Here is an 18,125-nt window from a genome sequence, read left to right on the forward strand (position 1 = left end):
ATGAACCAACCACGATTACTGAAGAAGCAGTAGAAGAAGTTATCACAGTAGGTACGAAACCAAAGGTTGAGGCACCAAAGGTTGAAACGCCAAAAGTTGAAACACCAAAGGTTGAAACGCCAAAGGTTGAGACACCAAAGGTAGAAGTACCAAAATCAAAGACACCAACTGAACAATCGACAAAAGAAACTTCACAAATTCCGACTTCTGTAGCAAGTAAGAGAGAGGAATTGCCTAATACAGGTACAGAAGATCATGCTAATCTTGTAGTCTTAGGACTTCTAGGAGTTTTGAGTGGATTTGGATTTCTTGCACACAAGAAAAAAGAAGTGGAGAAATAGTTTTTTCTAACCTATATTAGAAAAGGGCTCACATCTGTGGGCTTTTTCTCTTTGACAATCTTTTTGCTTTAATAATCTAAAAGATTAGAATTGTCAAAACAATCTGTCTAGGCTTGATTTTATGGCTTATTTACTATAAAATGAGAAGGAAAAACGTCAAACTTTTATATTGCAAATAGGAGAAAACATGACAAAAACATTAAAACGTCCAGAGGTTTTATCACCTGCAGGGACTTTAGAGAAGCTAAAAGTAGCTGTTCAATATGGAGCGGATGCTGTCTTTATCGGTGGTCAGGCCTATGGTCTTCGTAGCCGTGCCGGAAACTTTACTTTCGAACAGATGGAAGAAGGCGTACAGTTTGCGGCTAAGTACGGTGCTAAGGTTTATGTGGCTGCCAACATGGTTATGCACGAAGGAAATGAAGCTGGTGCTGGTGAGTGGTTCCGTAAACTGCGTGATATCGGGATTGCAGCAGTTATCGTATCTGACCCAGCCTTGATCATGATTGCAGCGACTGAAGCACCAGGTCTTGAAATCCATCTCTCTACCCAAGCAAGTGCAACTAACTATGAAACCCTTGAGTTCTGGAAAGAACTGGGCTTGACTCGTGTCGTTTTGGCGCGTGAGGTTTCGATGGAAGAATTAGCTGAAATCCGCAAACGTACAGATGTTGAGATTGAAGCCTTTGTCCACGGAGCCATGTGTATTTCTTACTCTGGTCGTTGTACTCTTTCAAACCACATGAGTATGCGTGATGCTAACCGTGGTGGTTGCTCTCAGTCTTGCCGTTGGAAGTATGATCTTTATGATATGCCATTTGGGAAAGAACGTAAGAGCTTGAAAGGGGAAATCCCAGAAGAATTTTCAATGTCAGCTGTTGACATGTCTATGATTGACCACATTCCAGATATGATTGAAAATGGAGTAGACAGTCTGAAGATAGAAGGACGTATGAAGTCTATTCACTATGTTTCAACTGTAACCAACTGCTACAAGGCAGCTGTTGATGCCTATCTAGAAAGTCCAGAGAAGTTTGAAGCAATTAAGCAAGACTTGATTGATGAGATGTGGAAGGTTGCCCAACGTGAATTAGCAACAGGTTTCTACTATGGTACACCATCTGAAAATGAGCAGTTGTTTGGTGCTCGTCGTAAAATTCCTGAGTACAAGTTTGTTGCTGAAGTCGTTGATTATGATGATGCAACACAAACAGCAACCATTCGTCAACGGAATGTCATTAACGAAGGCGACCAAGTTGAGTTTTATGGCCCAGGTTTCCGTCATTTTGAAACTTATATAGAAGATTTGCACGATGCCAAAGGCAATAAAATCGACCGTGCTCCAAATCCAATGGAACTTTTGACAATCAAGGTTCCACAACCTGTTCAAGCAGGAGACATGGTTCGAGCTCTCAAAGAAGGTCTTATCAATCTTTATAAGGAAGATGGAACCAGCGTCACAGTTCGAGCTTAATAAGCATGAAGGAAATGAATGATTTCTGGTTGCTTTCCCTTTAAGTCGAGTCACTAAAAGAAAAGAAGTTGAAAAATATATTAAATTCCATCCGAGATTTCATCTCGGATTTTTTCATTATTTTTCAGAAAGGTCTAGATAATGGACGGATTTATTACAATTTTTTTCCAAAGTTTTCTATATAATAGACTCAAAAATAGTAAAATTGAAAATAATTTCCGTTAAGCGCTTTCAATGTTGGTAAAAAGTTGACAAATCCAATTTTTAGGACTAAACTAAGTAAGTAAATTTTAATTAAAAGGAGAATTCGTCATGAATTTAACATTTTTCGGTCTATGTCTTGCCTGTATGGGTGTATCTCTTGGTGAAGGTATGTTGATGAACGGTTTGTTGAAATCAGTTGCTCGCCAACCAGATATCATCTCAGAACTACGTAGTTTGATGATCCTAGGGGTTGCCTTTATTGAAGGTACTTTCTTCGTTACTCTTGTCTTTTCATTTATCATCAAATAAAAGAAGTATAAATTGAAAAAGGGAGGATTTTAGATGGAAGAAAGTATTAATCCAACCATCAATATTGGTCCTGTTACCTTTAATTTAACCATAGTAGTTTTGACTTTGTTGACTGTAGCACTTATTTTTGGCTTTATTTATTGGGCAACTCGAAATATGACTTTGAGACCCACAGGAAAACAAAATGTATTAGAGTATTTATTTGATTTTGTTGTTGGATTTACAAAATCAAACCTTGGTCCAATGATAAAGGATTATTCTCTCTTTTATTTCTGTTTATTCCTATTTATGGCCATTGCAAATAATATTGGCTTAATGGCTAGAATTCAGACTACAGATGGTGTAAATCTTTGGACCTCACCAACAGCAAATTTGTCATTTGACTTGGTCTTGTCTTTTACAATTATCTTAATGACACACGTAGAAGGAATTCGTCGTCGTGGAATCAAAAAGTATTTAAAAGCATTTGTAACACCAGGTTTTATGACACCAATGAATCTCTTGGAAGAAGTTACCAATCTCCTTTCACTTGCATTGCGGGTATTTGGTAATATCTTTGCAGGGGAAGTGATGGCAAGTATGTTAGTCCTACTTTCTCATCAGGCCTTCTATTGGTACCCTATTGCTTTTGGAACAAATCTAATCTGGACTGCATTTTCTGTTTTTATTTCTTGTGTACAAGCATATGTATTTACATTGTTATCTTCAATGTACCTAGGAAATAAAATTAATGATGAAGAATAGAAAGGAGTAGTTTATGAATGTAACAGTAGGTGAATTACTTGGTGATTTTATACTAATCGCTGGTTCCTTTATTCTCTTGCTAGTCTTGGTTAAGAAATATGCTTGGTCAAATTTGACTAGTATTTTCGAACAAAGAGCAGAAAAAATTGCAGCAGATATTGACGGAGCTGAACAAGCACGTCAAAAAGCAGAAGTATTGGCTCAAAAACGCGAAGATGAATTGGCTGGTAGCCGTAAAGAAGCTAAGACAATCATTGAGAATGCGAAAGAAACAGCTGAGAAAAGCAAAGCTAGTATTTTAGCAGATGCTAAGCTAGAAGCAGGACGCTTGAAAGAAAAAGCGAACCAAGAAATTGCTCAAAATAAAGCTGAAGCTTTACAAAGCGTTAAGGGTGAGGTAGCAGATTTGACAATCAGCCTGGCTGGTAAAATCATCTCACAAAACCTTGACGGTCATGCCCATAAAGAACTCATTGATCAGTATATCGATCAGTTAGGAGAAGCTTAATGGACAAGAAAACAGTAAAGGTAATTGAAAAATACAGCATGCCTTTTGTCCAATTGGTTTTAGAAAAAGGAGAAGAAGACCGTATCTTTTCAGACTTAGCTCAAATCAAGCAAGTTGCTGAAGAAACAGGTTTACCTTCTTTTTTAAAAAAAGTGGCAGTAGACGAGTCTGATAAGGAAAAAACAATTGCTTTCTTCCAAGACTCTGTGTCACCTTTATTGCAAAACTTTATTCAGGTTCTTATCTACAATCACAGAGCAAATCTTTTTTATGATATTCTTGTAGATTGCTTGAACCGACTTGAAAAAGAAACAAATCGATTTGAAGTGACGATTAGGTCAGCTCATCCTTTAACTGATGAACAGAAGAGTCGCTTGCTCCCTTTGATTGAGAAAAAAATGTCTCTCAAAGTAAGGAGTGTAAAAGAACAAATCGATGAAAGTCTTATTGGTGGTTTTGTCATTTTTGCCAATCACAAGACAATTGATGTGAGTATTAAACAACAACTTAAAGTTGTTAAAGAAAATTTGAAATAGAAAGTGGTGTTCTTTTGGCAATTAACGCACAAGAAATCAGCGCTTTAATTAAGCAACAAATTGAAAATTTCAAACCCAATTTTGATGTGACTGAAACAGGTGTTGTAACCTATATCGGGGACGGTATCGCGCGTGCTCACGGCCTTGAAAATGCCATGAGTGGAGAGTTATTGATTTTTGAAAACGGCTCTTATGGGATGGCTCAGAACTTGGAGTCAACAGACGTCGGTATTATCATCCTAGGTGATTTTACAGATATCCGTGAAGGCGATACAATCCGCCGTACAGGTAAAATCATGGAAGTCCCAGTAGGTGAAAGTCTGATTGGTCGTGTTGTGGATCCGCTTGGTCGTCCAGTTGACGGTCTTGGAGAAATCCACACTGATAAAACTCGTCCAGTAGAAGCGCCAGCTCCTGGTGTTATGCAACGTAAGTCTGTATCAGAACCATTGCAAACTGGTTTGAAAGCTATTGACGCCCTTGTACCGATTGGTCGTGGTCAACGTGAGTTGATTATCGGTGACCGTCAGACAGGGAAAACAACCATTGCGATTGATACAATCTTGAACCAAAAAGGTCAAGATATGATTTGTATCTATGTTGCGATTGGACAAAAAGAATCAACAGTTCGTACGCAAGTAGAAACACTACGTCAGTACGGTGCCTTGGATTACACAATCGTTGTGACAGCCTCTGCTTCACAACCATCTCCATTGCTCTTCCTAGCTCCTTATGCTGGGGTTGCCATGGCGGAAGAATTTATGTACCAAGGTAAGCATGTTTTGATCGTTTATGATGATCTTTCAAAACAAGCGGTAGCTTATCGTGAACTGTCTCTCTTGCTTCGTCGTCCTCCAGGTCGTGAAGCTTTCCCAGGGGATGTTTTCTACCTTCACAGCCGTTTGCTTGAGCGCTCAGCTAAAGTTTCTGATGAACTTGGTGGTGGATCTATTACAGCCCTACCGTTTATCGAGACACAAGCAGGAGATATCTCTGCCTATATCGCAACCAACGTGATTTCTATCACTGACGGACAAATTTTCCTTGGCGATGGTCTCTTCAATGCGGGTATTCGTCCAGCCATCGATGCGGGTTCATCTGTATCACGTGTAGGTGGTTCTGCACAAATTAAAGCCATGAAAAAGGTTGCTGGTACACTTCGTATCGACCTTGCCTCATACCGTGAGTTGGAAGCCTTCACTAAGTTTGGTTCTGACTTGGACGCAGCAACACAGGCTAAGTTGAACCGTGGACGTCGTACAGTTGAAGTCTTGAAACAACCTGTTCACAAACCATTACCTGTTGAGAAACAAGTAACCATTCTCTATGCTTTGACACATGGTTTCCTGGATACTGTTCCTGTAGATGAAATTGTTCGTTTCGAGGAAGAGTTCCATGCTTTCTTTGATGCTCAACATCCAGAGATTTTGGAAACCATTCGTGATACAAAAGACTTGCCAGAAGAAGCAGTCTTGGATGCTGCGATTACAGAGTTTCTCAATCAAACCAGCTTCCAATAAGAATAGAGGTGTCAGATGGCAGTATCTCTAAATGATATTAAAACAAAAATCGCCTCAACAAAAAATACGAGTCAAATCACTAATGCCATGCAAATGGTATCAGCTGCTAAGCTAGGTCGCTCTGAAGAAGCTGCTCGCAACTTCCAAGTTTACGCTCAGAAAGTTCGCAAGCTCTTGACAGATATTCTTCATGGTAATGGATCTGGTGGCTCAACCAATCCGATGTTGATTAGCCGTCCTGTCAAGAAGACAGGCTATATCGTCATCACTTCAGACCGTGGTTTAGTTGGAGGTTATAATTCCTCTATTCTGAAAGCCGTTATGGAGTTGAAAGAAGAATACCATCCAGACGGTACAGGTTTTGAAATGATCTGTATCGGTGGAATGGGAGCTGATTTCTTTAAGGCTCGTGGTATTCAACCACTTTATGAACTACGTGGCTTGGCGGATCAACCTAGCTTTGATGAAGTTCGTAAGATTATTTCAAAAACAGTTGAAATGTATCAAAATGAACTTTTTGATGAACTCTATGTCTGCTACAACCACCATGTCAATACGCTAACTAGTCAAATGCGTGTGGAGCAAATGCTTCCGATTGTTGACTTGGATCCAAATGAAGCGGATGACAGTTACAGCTTGACCTTTGAATTGGAAACTAGTCGAGAAGAAATTTTGGAGCAGTTGTTGCCTCAGTTTGCAGAAAGTATGATTTATGGTGCTATTATCGACGCTAAGACAGCCGAAAATGCTGCGGGTATGACAGCCATGCAAACAGCGACAGATAATGCTAAAAAAGTCATTAATGATTTGACAATTCAGTATAACCGTGCCAGACAGGCGGCGATTACACAAGAAATTACAGAAATCGTAGCAGGAGCTAGTGCCCTAGAATAGGCACTAGTCCAGCTCGTATGAAAATGAACTTAGGACCTAGTTAAGCTAGGGACCGACAGTATCTTATATAGAATAGGAGAAGGAGATGAGTTCAGGTAAAATTGCTCAGGTTATCGGACCCGTTGTAGACGTCTTGTTTGCAGCAGGGGAAAAACTTCCTGAGATTAACAATGCACTTGTCGTCTACAAAAATGACGAAAGAAAAACAAAAATCGTCCTTGAAGTAGCCTTGGAGTTGGGAGATGGTATGGTTCGTACTATCGCCATGGAATCAACAGATGGTTTGACTCGTGGAATGGAAGTATTGGACACAGGTCGTCCAATCTCTGTACCAGTAGGTAAAGAAACTTTGGGACGTGTCTTCAATGTTTTGGGAGATACCATTGACTTGGAAGCTCCTTTTACAGAAGATGCAGAGCGTCAGCCAATTCATAAAAAAGCTCCAACTTTTGATGAGTTGTCTACCTCTTCTGAAATCCTTGAAACAGGGATTAAGGTTATCGACCTTCTTGCCCCTTACCTTAAAGGTGGTAAAGTTGGACTTTTCGGTGGTGCCGGAGTTGGTAAAACCGTCTTAATCCAAGAATTGATTCACAACATTGCCCAAGAACACGGTGGTATTTCAGTATTTACTGGTGTTGGGGAACGTACTCGTGAGGGGAACGACCTTTACTGGGAAATGAAAGAATCAGGTGTTATCGAGAAAACAGCCATGGTATTTGGTCAGATGAATGAGCCACCAGGAGCACGTATGCGTGTTGCCCTTACTGGTTTGACAATCGCCGAATACTTCCGTGATGTAGAAGGCCAAGACGTGCTTCTCTTTATCGATAATATCTTCCGTTTCACTCAGGCTGGTTCAGAAGTATCTGCTCTTTTGGGTCGTATGCCGTCAGCCGTTGGTTACCAACCAACACTTGCTACGGAAATGGGTCAATTGCAAGAGCGTATTACATCAACTAAAAAGGGTTCTGTAACCTCTATCCAGGCTATCTATGTGCCAGCGGATGACTATACTGACCCAGCGCCAGCAACAGCCTTCGCTCACTTGGACTCAACAACTAACTTGGAACGTAAGTTGGTACAATTGGGTATCTACCCAGCCGTTGACCCACTTGCTTCAAGCTCACGTGCCTTGGCACCTGAGATTGTTGGAGAAGAGCACTATGCAGTTGCTGCTGAAGTAAAACGTGTTCTTCAACGTTACCATGAATTGCAAGATATCATTGCTATCCTTGGTATGGATGAGCTTTCTGATGAAGAAAAGACCTTGGTTGCTCGTGCCCGTCGTATCCAGTTCTTCTTGTCACAAAACTTCAACGTTGCGGAACAATTCACTGGTCAGCCTGGTTCTTATGTTCCAGTTGCTGAAACTGTTCGTGGCTTTAAGGAAATCCTTGATGGTAAACACGACCACTTGCCAGAAGATGCCTTCCGTGGTGTAGGTTCTATCGAAGATGTGATTGCAAAAGCTGAAAAAATGGGATTTTAAGAGGTGATCTATGGCTCAGTTAACTGTCCAGATCGTGACACCAGATGGTCTCGTCTATGATCACCATGCCAGCTATGTATCAGTTCGAACTCTGGATGGTGAGATGGGAATCTTGCCACGACATGAAAATATGATTGCAGTTTTAGCAGTTGATGAGGTTAAGGTTAAACGTTTAGATGATGAAAATCACGTGAACTGGATTGCAGTGAACGGAGGCGTTATCGAAGTTGCTAATGGTGTTATCACAATCGTTGCTGACTCTGCAGAACGTGCTCGTGATATCGACGTTAGTCGCGCAGAACGTGCCAAACTTCGAGCAGAGCGTGAAATTGAAGAAGCACAAGACAAACACTTGATTGACCAAGAACGTCGTGCGAAGATTGCACTGCAACGCGCCATTAACCGTATTAATGTCGGAAATAGACTATAAGAAAAAAATGAACTTGGTAACTCAAGTTCATTTTTTATGGTTTCTTAAGGGGCAAAACTGATGCAGACTGCTTCTGGTACATGGAAGTCATTAGAAAGTTCTGCTAGACGACCAGTTTCAGGATTGCGTTTAAAGACGGTTGCATTGTCAGAGTCCTGATGGACAGCAATGACAAATTCTTGGTCTGGTGTCAAATCAAAATCACGTGGAGTCTGACCATGAGTCGGAACGATTTCTAACAACTCTAAGCTACCGTCCGCAAGAATTGTATATACTGCGATAGAATCATGACCACGGTTAGAAGCGTAGAGGTATTTACCATCTTTAGAGAGACGAATAGCAGCAGTACCATTAAAGCCTTCATAACCGTCTGGTAGAGTTGAAATGACCTGCATGCGTTCAAATTCACCAACACCATCGTAGATTAGAACTTCAATAGTGCTATTGAGTTCACAAATGAGATAAGCGATTTTATAGTGGTTATGGAAAACAATATGACGAGAACCAGCTCCAGGAATACTATTGTAGGTATAGAGCTTAGATAATTTCCCTTCTTGATCAAGGTTATAGGTGATGACTTGGTCAGTACCTAAGTCGCAGGTCACTAGATAGTGGTCAGGTGTTAAATCTGTAAAGTGAACATGGGGAGAAGCTTGATTCTCATGCGGACCTTGGCCACTGTGTTGATCTACATCACTAAGTAGAAGACTGCCATCTTCCTTGCGTTTATAAACAAGTACCTGTCCCTTGTGGTAGTTTGCCGCGTACACCAAATCACGCTTTTCATCAACGGCAACATAACAGTGGGGAGCTCCTTCTTCCACGACATGATTTAATAAGGTTCCATCAGTTTGATAGGCTGCAATTCCCCCCTTATCATCTTGACTACCAACAGTGTATAAATGTTGGTGCTGGTCAAAGGCAAGGTAGGTTGGACTTGGTTCAGCTGCAAAAAGTTCTAGATTTGAAAGCTGCCCAGTTTCTGTATTAAAGTCTGCCTTGTAAATCCCTTGGGAAGTCCGACGTGTGTAAGTTCCAAAATAAACAGTTTCTTTCATGACTATACCTCTTTATAAAGATAATACTATTATATCACAAAATAGATTCACAATATGATATGCGGTACAATTCAATGGTATGTAAGCACTTTAAAAAAATAATTGATTGTTTTTTTAAAAAATATAATAACATTGAGATTGTTTTCCTTACTTTTCTTCTTAAAAGTGCTATAATGAATTCATAAAATGTTTAAAGGAGTCCTTACTATGAAAAAACGAGTTTTTTTAGCGACTGGAATTGCAGTTTTGTCTACTGCCGTTCTAGCAGCGTGTTCATCTGGTAATGGTAATAAGGATGCTACTAAGCCAGTGACTTATGCTTATGTGTTTACATCAGATCCTGTTACTTTGGATTATACAGTTTCTGGGAATGTCAGCACTAAACAGATTACAGGTAATGTTATTGACGGATTACTAGAAAATGATCAATATGGAAATTTAGTTCCATCAGTTGCAGAAGATTGGACTGTTTCTAAGGATGGTTTAACCTATACCTATAAAATCCGTCAGGGCGTCAAATGGTATACAAATGAGGGGGAAGAGTATGGTGAAGTCAAGGCTCAAGACTTTGTAACTGGTCTGAAACATGCAGCAGATAAGAAATCACAGGCTCTTTATCTCGTACAGGATTCTATCAAAGGATTGGATGACTATGTAAATGGGAAAACAACAGATTTCTCAACAGTAGGTGTAAAAGCAACAGATGATTATACTGTTGTTTACACTTTGAATCATCCAGAATCTTTCTGGAATTCTAAGACAACGATGGGAGTTCTAGCTCCAGTAAGTGGAGATTTTTTGGCTTCTAAAGGAGATGATTTCGGTAAGGCTACTGATGTAACGAGCATTCTCTACAATGGGGCTTTCCTTCTTAAGGGCCTTACTTCGAAATCTTCTATCGAAATGACCAAAAACCAAAACTACTGGGATAAGCAGAATGTCTTTATTGATGATATCAAGTTATCCTTCTTTGATGGTCAAGATGCAGACTCCCTAGGACGAGGTTTTGATGAGGGACATTATCCAGCAGCTCCACTCTTTAAAAACTCTGCCAACTATGAACGTCTAAAAGAAAAGTACAAGGATAATATTGTATATGGTCAACAAAGAGGTGGCGTCTTCTATATGTCTACTAATATTGATCGTGTGTCATACAATCATACTGCTAAAACAAGTGATGCAGAAAAAACCTCTACTAAGAAAGCACTTTTAAATAAAGAGTTCCGTCAAGCCTTGGCATTTGCTGCAGATCGTAAAGCAGCTGTTTCTCAGGTGTTTGGAGATGAAGTAGCGCCTCGTAAGTTACGTACAAGTTTCACTCCTCCAACATTTGTACAAGTAGGAGATCAAACATTTGGTCAAGTTACTAAGACAGAATTGGATAAATTGGATAATGTCTGGAAAGATGTCAGTCTTGATGATGCCCAAGATTCACTTCATAATGTAGACAAGGCTAAGGCTAAGTTTGAATCTGCTAAGAAAACTCTTCAAGCTGATGGAGTACAGTTTCCTATTCATTTAGATCTTCCAGTTTCATCTACTCAGACAGATTTTATTCATCAAGCTCAGTCTTATAAACAATCAATTGAAGAAGCCATCGGCTCTGAAAATGTAGTTGTTGATATTCAACAAGTTTCTGATGATGAATTGGGAAGCATGACTGTTCTAGCGACATCAAATAATAATGTTGATTGGGACATTAATGTTAATAGTGGTTGGAGTCCGGATTATGCAGATCCATCAACCTATCTAGATGTATTTGATCCAACTTCAGGTCCAAGTGTCCTCAGTTCTCTTGGTGTAGCACCAGGAACAGACAATCCAGTCATTAAAACAGTTGGATTGGATAAATACAAAGAATTGATTGATGATGCAAATAGTGAAAAAATAGATCTGCAAAAACGTTATTCTAAATATGCTAAGGCGCAAGCTTGGTTAACAGATAGTGCTCTGGTTATTCCTGTACACTCAGACGGTGCCCAAATGCTTGTAACGAAGAAAGTATTAGGCAGTGGTGCTGATGGTTGGGTTGGTGACAAAACAGGCGACAACAGTTATAAATATCTTAAACTCCAAGATAAGATTGTCACTTCTAAAGAAATGGATGAGTTCCGCAAGAAATTTGCTGATGAAAAAGCCAAATCCAATGCTGATTATCAGAAGAACTTAGACCGTCATATTCAAGACTAATCAAATCTCCTCTTTTGAGGGGATTTTTTATGTCGATGTCTCCATGTAAGCACTTTAAAAAAGAGTTATTTTGATTTAAAAATGGTATAATGAGAGAACAATAGAAAGGAAGTATTTATGGAGCAAAAAGAGAAACATTTTAGCCTATCTTGGTTTTTCAAGTGGTTTTTGGATAACAAGGCCATTACGGTATTTTTGGTAACTTTATTATTGGGACTCAATCTTTTTATTTTAAGTAAGATTAGTTTTTTATTTTCACCTGTTTTAGACTTTTTGGCAGTCGTGATGTTGCCAGTCATTCTATCTGGTTTACTATACTATTTATTAAATCCTATTGTTGATTGGATGGAGAAGCATAAGATTAATCGGGTCATAGCCATCAGTATTGTCTTTGTCATTATCGCTCTCTTTATCATTTGGGGCTTGGCAGTCGCTATTCCAAATCTGCAACGTCAAGTTTTAACATTTGCAAGAAATGTACCAATCTACCTCGAAGATGCTGATCGAGTTATTGATGATTTGGTAACTAAGCGTTTACCAGATGATTTCAGACCTCAGTTAGAACAAGTTTTGACAAACTTTTCAAGTCAGGCTACAGTTTGGGCAAGTAAAGTTTCTTCTCAGGCAGTCAATTGGGTGAGCGCCTTTATTAGCGGGGCTTCTCAAGTGATTGTTGCCTTGATTATCGTTCCGTTCATGCTCTTTTATCTCTTACGTGATGGGAAAGGCCTACGTCACTATTTGACCCAATTCATGCCAACGAAATTGAAAGAACCTGTTGGACAAGTTTTATCAGATGTGAATCAGCAGTTGTCTAACTATGTTCGAGGGCAAGTGACAGTAGCTATTATTGTAGCAGTAATGTTTATCATCTTTTTCAAGATTATTGGTCTACGCTATGCGGTTACGCTAGGTGTTACTGCAGGTATTCTAAATCTGGTTCCTTATCTTGGTAGCTTCCTAGCCATGCTTCCTGCCCTAGTATTGGGCTTGATTGCTGGTCCAGTCATGCTTTTGAAAGTAGTGATTGTCTTTATCGTAGAACAAACTATTGAAGGTCGTTTTGTCTCTCCATTGATTTTGGGCAGTCAATTAAACATCCATCCTATTAATGTTCTCTTTGTTTTGTTAACTTCAGGATCCATGTTTGGCATTTGGGGAGTTTTACTCGGTATTCCAGTTTATGCTTCTGCTAAGGTTGTCATTTCAGCCATTTTCGAATGGTATAAGGTAGTTAGTGGCCTATATGAAGTAGAGAGAGAGGAAGTCAAGAGTGAACAATAGTCAACAGATGTTACAGGCTTTGGAGGAGCAAGATTTAACCAAGGCTGAGCACTATTTCGTCAAAGCTTTAGAAAATGATCCAAGTGACCTTCTTTATGAATTAGCGATTTATCTAGAAGGAATTGGTTTCTATCCTCAGGCCAAGGAAATTTACCTGAAAATTGTAGAGGACTTTCCAGAGGTTAATCTTAATCTAGCAGCTATTGCTAGCGAGGATGGTCAAATTGAGGAAGCCTTTGCCTATCTAGAGGAAATCCAAGCTGACAGTGACTGGTATGTTTCGGCTTTGGCTCTTAAAGCAGACCTCTACCAGCTGGAAGGTTTGACAGATGTGGCGCGTGAGAAATTATTGGAGGCCTTGACTTACTCAGAGGATCCTCTCTTGATATTGGGCTTGGCAGAGTTGGATAGTGAGTTGGAAAATTATCAAGAGGCCATTCAAGGCTATGCCCAGTTAGATAATCGTACTATTTATGAGCAAACAGGCATTTCTACCTATCAACGGATTGGCTTTGCCTATGCCCAGTTGGGGAAATTTGAAACAGCTACAGAGTTTTTAGAAAAAGCCCTGGAGTTAGAATACGATGACCTAACAGCTTTTGAGTTGGCCAGTCTTTACTTTGATCAAGAAGAATACCAAAAAGCTGTCCTCTACTTTAAGCAGCTTGATACCATTTCACCTGATTTTGAAGGATATGAGTATGGTTACAGTCAGGCCTTACATAAGGAACATCAAGTTCAAGAAGCCCTGCGTATCGCTAAGCAAGGCTTAGAGAAAAATCCCTTTGAAACTCGCCTCTTGCTAGCTGCTTCACAATTCTCTTATGAACTGCATGATGCCAGTAGTGCAGAAAACTACCTCCTTACTGCTAAAGAAGATGCTGAGGATACGGAAGAAATCTTACTCCGTCTAGCAACTATTTATCTGGAGCAGGAGCGTTATGAGGATATTCTAGACTTGCAAAGTGAGGAGCCAGAAAATCTTTTGACCAAGTGGATGATTGCTCGTTCCTATCAAGAGATGGACGATTTGGATACTGCCTATGAGCATTACCAAGAGTTGGCAGGAGATTTGAAAGACAATCCAGAATTTCTAGAACACTATATCTATCTCTTGCGTGAACTGGGCTACTTTGAGGAAGCAAAAGTCAATGCGCAAGCTTACTTAAAACTGGTTCCAGATGATGTGCAAATGCAAGAACTATTTGAGAGATTGTAAGAATATTTTTTTAAAAACTGTATCTAATCATTTTTGATAGATATAGTTTTTTCTTTTTTAAAGAGAATTTTTTTACAAAAATGGTTGGTTGTTTTGTTTATTTATGCTATAATAGTATCTATTATTTTTAGGAGGTGCAGTATGTCTTATTTGTTTGAGATATTACCGAGTTTATTGAGCGGTGCAAGCATGACTTTGCAGGTTTTTGCACTGGTCTTGATTTTTTCTATTCCCTTGGGCGTTTTGATTGCCTTTGCCTTGCAAGTCCATTGGAAGCCCCTCCATCATCTGATTAATATTTATATCTGGATTATGCGAGGAACACCCTTGCTCTTGCAATTGATTTTTATTTATTATGTGCTTCCAAGTATTGGGATTCGTTTGGACCGTCTTCCTGCAGCTATCATTGCCTTTGTTCTGAATTATGCGGCTTACTTTGCTGAAATCTTTCGTGGAGGGATTGATACCATTCCTAACGGTCAATATGAGGCTGCTAAGGTCTTGAAGTTCAGTCCTTTTGCCACAGTTCGCTATATTATTTTGCCTCAGGTGACAAAGATTGTTCTTCCTAGCGTATTTAACGAAGTCATGAGTTTGGTCAAAGATACTTCTCTGGTCTATGCTCTAGGAATTTCAGACCTTATCTTGGCTAGTCGTACAGCTGCAAACCGTGATGCTAGCCTGGTTCCTATGTTCTTGGCAGGAGCCATTTACTTGATTTTGATTGGTATTGTGACCATTCTTGCCAAAAAAGTTGAGAAGAAGTACAGTTACTATAGATAGGAGGCTGCCATGTTAGAATTACGAAATATCAATAAAGGCTTTGGTGAAAAGCAAATTTTGTCTAATTTCAGTCTAAAGATTCCTGAAAAGCAAATCCTAGCTATCGTTGGACCTTCTGGTGGAGGTAAGACAACCCTCTTACGTATGCTTGCAGGTCTTGAAACCATTGATTCAGGGCAAATCTTTTATAATGGAGAACCTTTAGAATTGGACGAACTTGAGAAGCGCAATCTACTAGGATTTGTATTCCAAGATTTTCAACTTTTCCCTCATTTATCCGTTCTAGATAATTTGACCTTATCTCCTGTGAAAACCATGGGAATGAAGCGGGATGAGGCAGAGAAGAAGGCGCGAGGTCTTTTGGAACAATTAGGACTGGCAGGACATGCAGATGCTTATCCATTCTCACTATCAGGTGGGCAAAAGCAGCGGGTAGCTTTGGCGCGTGCTATGATGATTGACCCAGAAATCATAGGTTACGATGAACCAACTTCTGCCCTAGATCCTGAATTACGCTTGGAAGTGGAAAAACTGATCTTGCAAAATAGGGAACTTGGCATGACCCAGATTGTGGTTACCCATGATTTGCAGTTTGCTGAAAATATCGCAGATCAGATTCTCAAGGTTGAACCCAAGTAGGAGGTGCCAATGACTAATAAGAAAATTGCTTTAGTATTGGTTTCGCTCCTGACCCTCTTTTTAACGGCTTGTACTCAGAAAGCTAGTGATCCAAAGAAGGATAACTGGGATAAGTATCAAGAGCAGGGGACCATTACTATTGGTTTTGACAATACCTTTGTACCCATGGGTTTTGAAGAAAAGAATGGCCAATATACAGGCTTTGATATTGATTTAGCACAAGCAGTTTCTGAAAAATTAGGTGTCAAGGTGCAATTTCAGCCAATTGACTGGGATATGAAGGAGACGGAACTGCAAAATGGAACCATAGATGCCATTTGGAATGGCTATGCTGCCACTGATGAACGCCGAGAGAAGGTTGCCTTTAGCATTCCTTATATGGAAAATCAGCAAGTTCTGGTTGCAAAGAAAAGCCAGCAGATTCGTTCAGTAGAGGATATGAAGGATAAAACCTTGGGAGCCCAAGCCGGTTCCTCTGGTTATTTAGACTTTGAAGCCCAGCCAGATTTATTGAAAAATCGTGTCAAAGATCAGAAGGCTAATCAGTACCAGAGTTTTAATGAGGCCTTGATTGATTTGAAAAATGACCGGATTGATGCCTTGTTGATTGACCGAGTGTATGCTAATTACTATCTCCAGTCTGAAGGTATATTAAGTGACTACAATGTCTTTTCAGCAGGATTTGAAAGTGAATCCTTTGCAGTCGGAGTTAGACCAGCAGACAAGAGATTACTACAAGCTTTAAACCAAGCCTTTGTTCAACTGTACAAAGAAGGGAAGTTCCAAGAAATTAGCCAAAAATGGTTTGGAGAAGATGTAGCAACCAAAGAAGTGAAAAGTAGAGATTGAGTTTTCCTCAATCTCTTTTTGCATCGAAAAATCCCCTGACAAGAGCCAGAGGATAAGTGATTATTTCATTGTTGGGAAGAGCAATACATCACGGATAGTTGTTGTATCAGTGAGGAGCATGCAGAGACGGTCGATACCGATTCCCAAACCACCTGTTGGTGGCATACCGTATTCAAGAGCTTCGATGTAGTCATAGTCAATGCCAGTTGCTTCATCGTCACCAAGTTCTTTAGCTTTAGCTTGGGCTTCAAAACGGCTAAGTTGATCGATTGGGTCGTTCAACTCAGTAAAGGCATTCCCGTACTCCTTAGTCATAATGAAGAGCTCGAAACGATCTGTAAAGCGTTCGTCTTCAGGATTTTTCTTAGCCAGTGGAGATACAGCTACTGGATGTCCATAGACAAAGGTTGGTTGGATCAAAGTTTCTTCAACAAACTCTTCAAAGAAGGCATTGATAATGTGGCCAACTTCAGTGTAGTGTTTCTCAACTGGAACTTTCTTCTCAGCAGCGATAGCTTTAGCTTCTTCCAAAGTCATGTCTTGCCAGAAATCTACACCAGTAATTTCTTTGATAGCATCTACCATGTGAACACGTTTAAATGGTTCGTTAATCTTGATTTCAGTACCTTGGTAGTTAACCGGACCATCGCCCTTAACTGATTTAGCAGCGTGTTGGATAATGCCTTCAGTCAAGTCCATGATATCTTGGAAGTCTGCATAAGCTTGGTAAACTTCGATAGAAGTAAACTCAGGATTGTGAGTAGCATCCATTCCTTCGTTACGGAAGATACGGCCAATTTCATAGACACGTTCCATACCACCAACGATAAGACGTTTCAAGTGAAGCTCAGTCGCGATACGAAGCACCATGTCAATGTTTTGGGCATTGTGGTGAGTGATAAATGGACGGGCAGCAGCTCCACCAGCTTCGTTGTGAAGAACAGGTGTCTCTACTTCGAGGAAGCCTTTTTGGTCAAGGTAACGACGGATTTCAGAAATGATCTTTGAACGAGTGACAAAACGCTCAAAGCTTTCACGGTTAGAAATCAAGTCAAGGTAACGTTTACGGTAAATTGTTTCAACGTCTGTCAAACCGTGGAATTTCTCTGGAAGTGGACGAAGAGCCTTAGACAAGTGTGTAATGTGAGTAGCCTTGATAGAGAGTTCTCCCATATCTGTACGCATCACTTCACCTTCGACACCAAGGAAGTCACCGAGGTCTGCTTTTTTGAAGATTTCGTAGTTTTCTTCACCGACAGCATCTTTACGAACGTAGATTTGGATTTGACCTTCGCGGTCTTGAAGGTGGGCAAATCCAACTTTACCTTTACCACGTTTAGTTACCAAGCGTCCTGCGATAGTAGCTGTTTCGTTTTTATCATGTAATTGTTCTTTATCGAGGTCGGCATATTTATCTTTTAATTCTTGTGAATTTGCAGTGCGTTCAAAGCGTTTTCCGAAAGGATCAATTCCTTGTTCACGGAGCGCAGCCATTTTTTCACGGCGAACGATCTGCTGGTCATTTAGTTCTTCCATATGTTCTGTTGACATGGGATCCTCCTAGTTTTACTCAAAATTGAATACGATGAGTCATTTTTTGCGATACTCCCATTTTATCATAAATAGCCAAGAAATTCACGGATAATCTTTA

At 40.0% G+C, this 18,125-nt stretch carries 18 protein-coding genes; 16 read left to right on the forward strand and 2 right to left on the reverse strand.

Annotated elements, in window-relative coordinates; translation table 11 throughout:
- The 10 genes from ADJ60_RS06000 to ADJ60_RS06045 all read left to right on the forward strand — a co-directional run.
- On the forward strand, positions 1-341 hold a 341-nt coding region (locus ADJ60_RS06000), incomplete at its 5' end, for an LPXTG cell wall anchor domain-containing protein (RefSeq protein WP_049544024.1).
- Between the two features lie 187 nt (positions 342-528).
- Positions 529-1,815: a peptidase U32 family protein gene (locus tag ADJ60_RS06005; RefSeq protein WP_049544025.1), complete on the forward strand. Its 1,287-nt coding sequence runs from the start codon at positions 529-531 to the stop codon at positions 1,813-1,815.
- A 312-nt stretch (positions 1,816-2,127) separates the two neighbouring features.
- Positions 2,128-2,328, forward strand: coding sequence for a F0F1 ATP synthase subunit C (locus tag ADJ60_RS06010; protein WP_001054560.1), 201 nt, complete (start codon positions 2,128-2,130; stop codon positions 2,326-2,328).
- Between the two features lie 33 nt (positions 2,329-2,361).
- Entirely contained in the window at positions 2,362-3,072 is a 711-nt protein-coding gene (gene atpB, locus ADJ60_RS06015) for a F0F1 ATP synthase subunit A (RefSeq protein WP_000392870.1), read from the forward strand.
- A 13-nt stretch (positions 3,073-3,085) separates the two neighbouring features.
- A complete protein-coding gene (gene atpF / locus ADJ60_RS06020) occupies positions 3,086-3,580 on the forward strand; it encodes a F0F1 ATP synthase subunit B (protein ID WP_001103468.1) in 495 nt (164 codons plus the stop codon).
- Positions 3,580-4,116 carry a F0F1 ATP synthase subunit delta gene (locus ADJ60_RS06025; protein WP_049544026.1) on the forward strand — a complete coding sequence of 179 codons (537 nt, stop codon included), beginning with the start codon at positions 3,580-3,582 and terminating at the stop codon, positions 4,114-4,116. Before atpF ends, ADJ60_RS06025 begins: the two co-directional genes overlap by 1 nt.
- A 14-nt stretch (positions 4,117-4,130) precedes the next feature.
- Entirely contained in the window at positions 4,131-5,636 is a 1,506-nt protein-coding gene (gene atpA / locus ADJ60_RS06030) for a F0F1 ATP synthase subunit alpha (RefSeq protein WP_042900828.1), read from the forward strand.
- 15 nt (positions 5,637-5,651) lie between these two features.
- Complete coding sequence (locus ADJ60_RS06035; RefSeq protein WP_049544028.1) at positions 5,652-6,530, forward strand: F0F1 ATP synthase subunit gamma; 879 nt, start codon at positions 5,652-5,654, stop codon at positions 6,528-6,530.
- Between the two features lie 85 nt (positions 6,531-6,615).
- Entirely contained in the window at positions 6,616-8,022 is a 1,407-nt protein-coding gene (gene atpD / locus ADJ60_RS06040; RefSeq protein WP_000094357.1) for a F0F1 ATP synthase subunit beta, read from the forward strand.
- Between the two features lie 10 nt (positions 8,023-8,032).
- Entirely contained in the window at positions 8,033-8,452 is a 420-nt protein-coding gene (locus ADJ60_RS06045; RefSeq protein WP_049544030.1) for a F0F1 ATP synthase subunit epsilon, read from the forward strand.
- A gap of 44 nt (positions 8,453-8,496) precedes the next feature.
- On the opposite strand, the gene ADJ60_RS06050 is transcribed toward ADJ60_RS06045, so the two are convergent.
- Complete coding sequence (locus tag ADJ60_RS06050) at positions 8,497-9,510, reverse strand: lactonase family protein (RefSeq protein WP_049544033.1); 1,014 nt, start codon at positions 9,508-9,510, stop codon at positions 8,497-8,499.
- A gap of 207 nt (positions 9,511-9,717) precedes the next feature.
- Between ADJ60_RS06050 and ADJ60_RS06055 the strand changes: the two genes are divergently transcribed.
- The 6 genes from ADJ60_RS06055 (at position 9,718) to ADJ60_RS06080 (ending at position 16,474) form a co-directional block, all read left to right on the forward strand.
- Positions 9,718-11,700, forward strand: coding sequence for a peptide ABC transporter substrate-binding protein (locus ADJ60_RS06055; protein ID WP_049544035.1), 1,983 nt, complete (start codon positions 9,718-9,720; stop codon positions 11,698-11,700).
- Between the two features lie 117 nt (positions 11,701-11,817).
- Positions 11,818-12,984 (forward strand): AI-2E family transporter, encoded by a 1,167-nt coding sequence (locus ADJ60_RS06060; RefSeq protein ID WP_049544036.1) that lies wholly within the window; start codon positions 11,818-11,820, stop codon positions 12,982-12,984.
- The gene (locus ADJ60_RS06065) at positions 12,974-14,203 is read left to right on the forward strand and encodes a tetratricopeptide repeat protein (RefSeq protein WP_049544038.1); all 1,230 of its coding nucleotides are present in this window, start codon (positions 12,974-12,976) and stop codon (positions 14,201-14,203) included. The genes ADJ60_RS06060 and ADJ60_RS06065 overlap by 11 nt, the downstream gene beginning before the upstream one ends.
- 141 nt (positions 14,204-14,344) lie before the next feature.
- Positions 14,345-14,986 (forward strand): amino acid ABC transporter permease, encoded by a 642-nt coding sequence (locus ADJ60_RS06070; protein WP_000120839.1) that lies wholly within the window; start codon positions 14,345-14,347, stop codon positions 14,984-14,986.
- Positions 14,987-14,995: 9 nt separating this feature from the next.
- Positions 14,996-15,625 (forward strand): amino acid ABC transporter ATP-binding protein, encoded by a 630-nt coding sequence (locus ADJ60_RS06075; protein WP_000891750.1) that lies wholly within the window; start codon positions 14,996-14,998, stop codon positions 15,623-15,625.
- A gap of 9 nt (positions 15,626-15,634) precedes the next feature.
- Positions 15,635-16,474 (forward strand): amino acid ABC transporter substrate-binding protein, encoded by an 840-nt coding sequence (locus tag ADJ60_RS06080; RefSeq protein WP_000182482.1) that lies wholly within the window; start codon positions 15,635-15,637, stop codon positions 16,472-16,474.
- A 60-nt stretch (positions 16,475-16,534) separates the two neighbouring features.
- Here ADJ60_RS06080 and lysS read toward each other — a convergent pair whose 3' ends face one another.
- Positions 16,535-18,025 (reverse strand): lysine--tRNA ligase, encoded by a 1,491-nt coding sequence (gene lysS, locus ADJ60_RS06085; RefSeq protein ID WP_000102451.1) that lies wholly within the window; start codon positions 18,023-18,025, stop codon positions 16,535-16,537.
- Positions 18,026-18,125 lie beyond the last annotated feature (100 nt).

It is taken from the genome of Streptococcus pseudopneumoniae, assembly GCF_001076775.1.
GTDB lineage: Bacteria > Bacillota > Bacilli > Lactobacillales > Streptococcaceae > Streptococcus > Streptococcus pseudopneumoniae_G.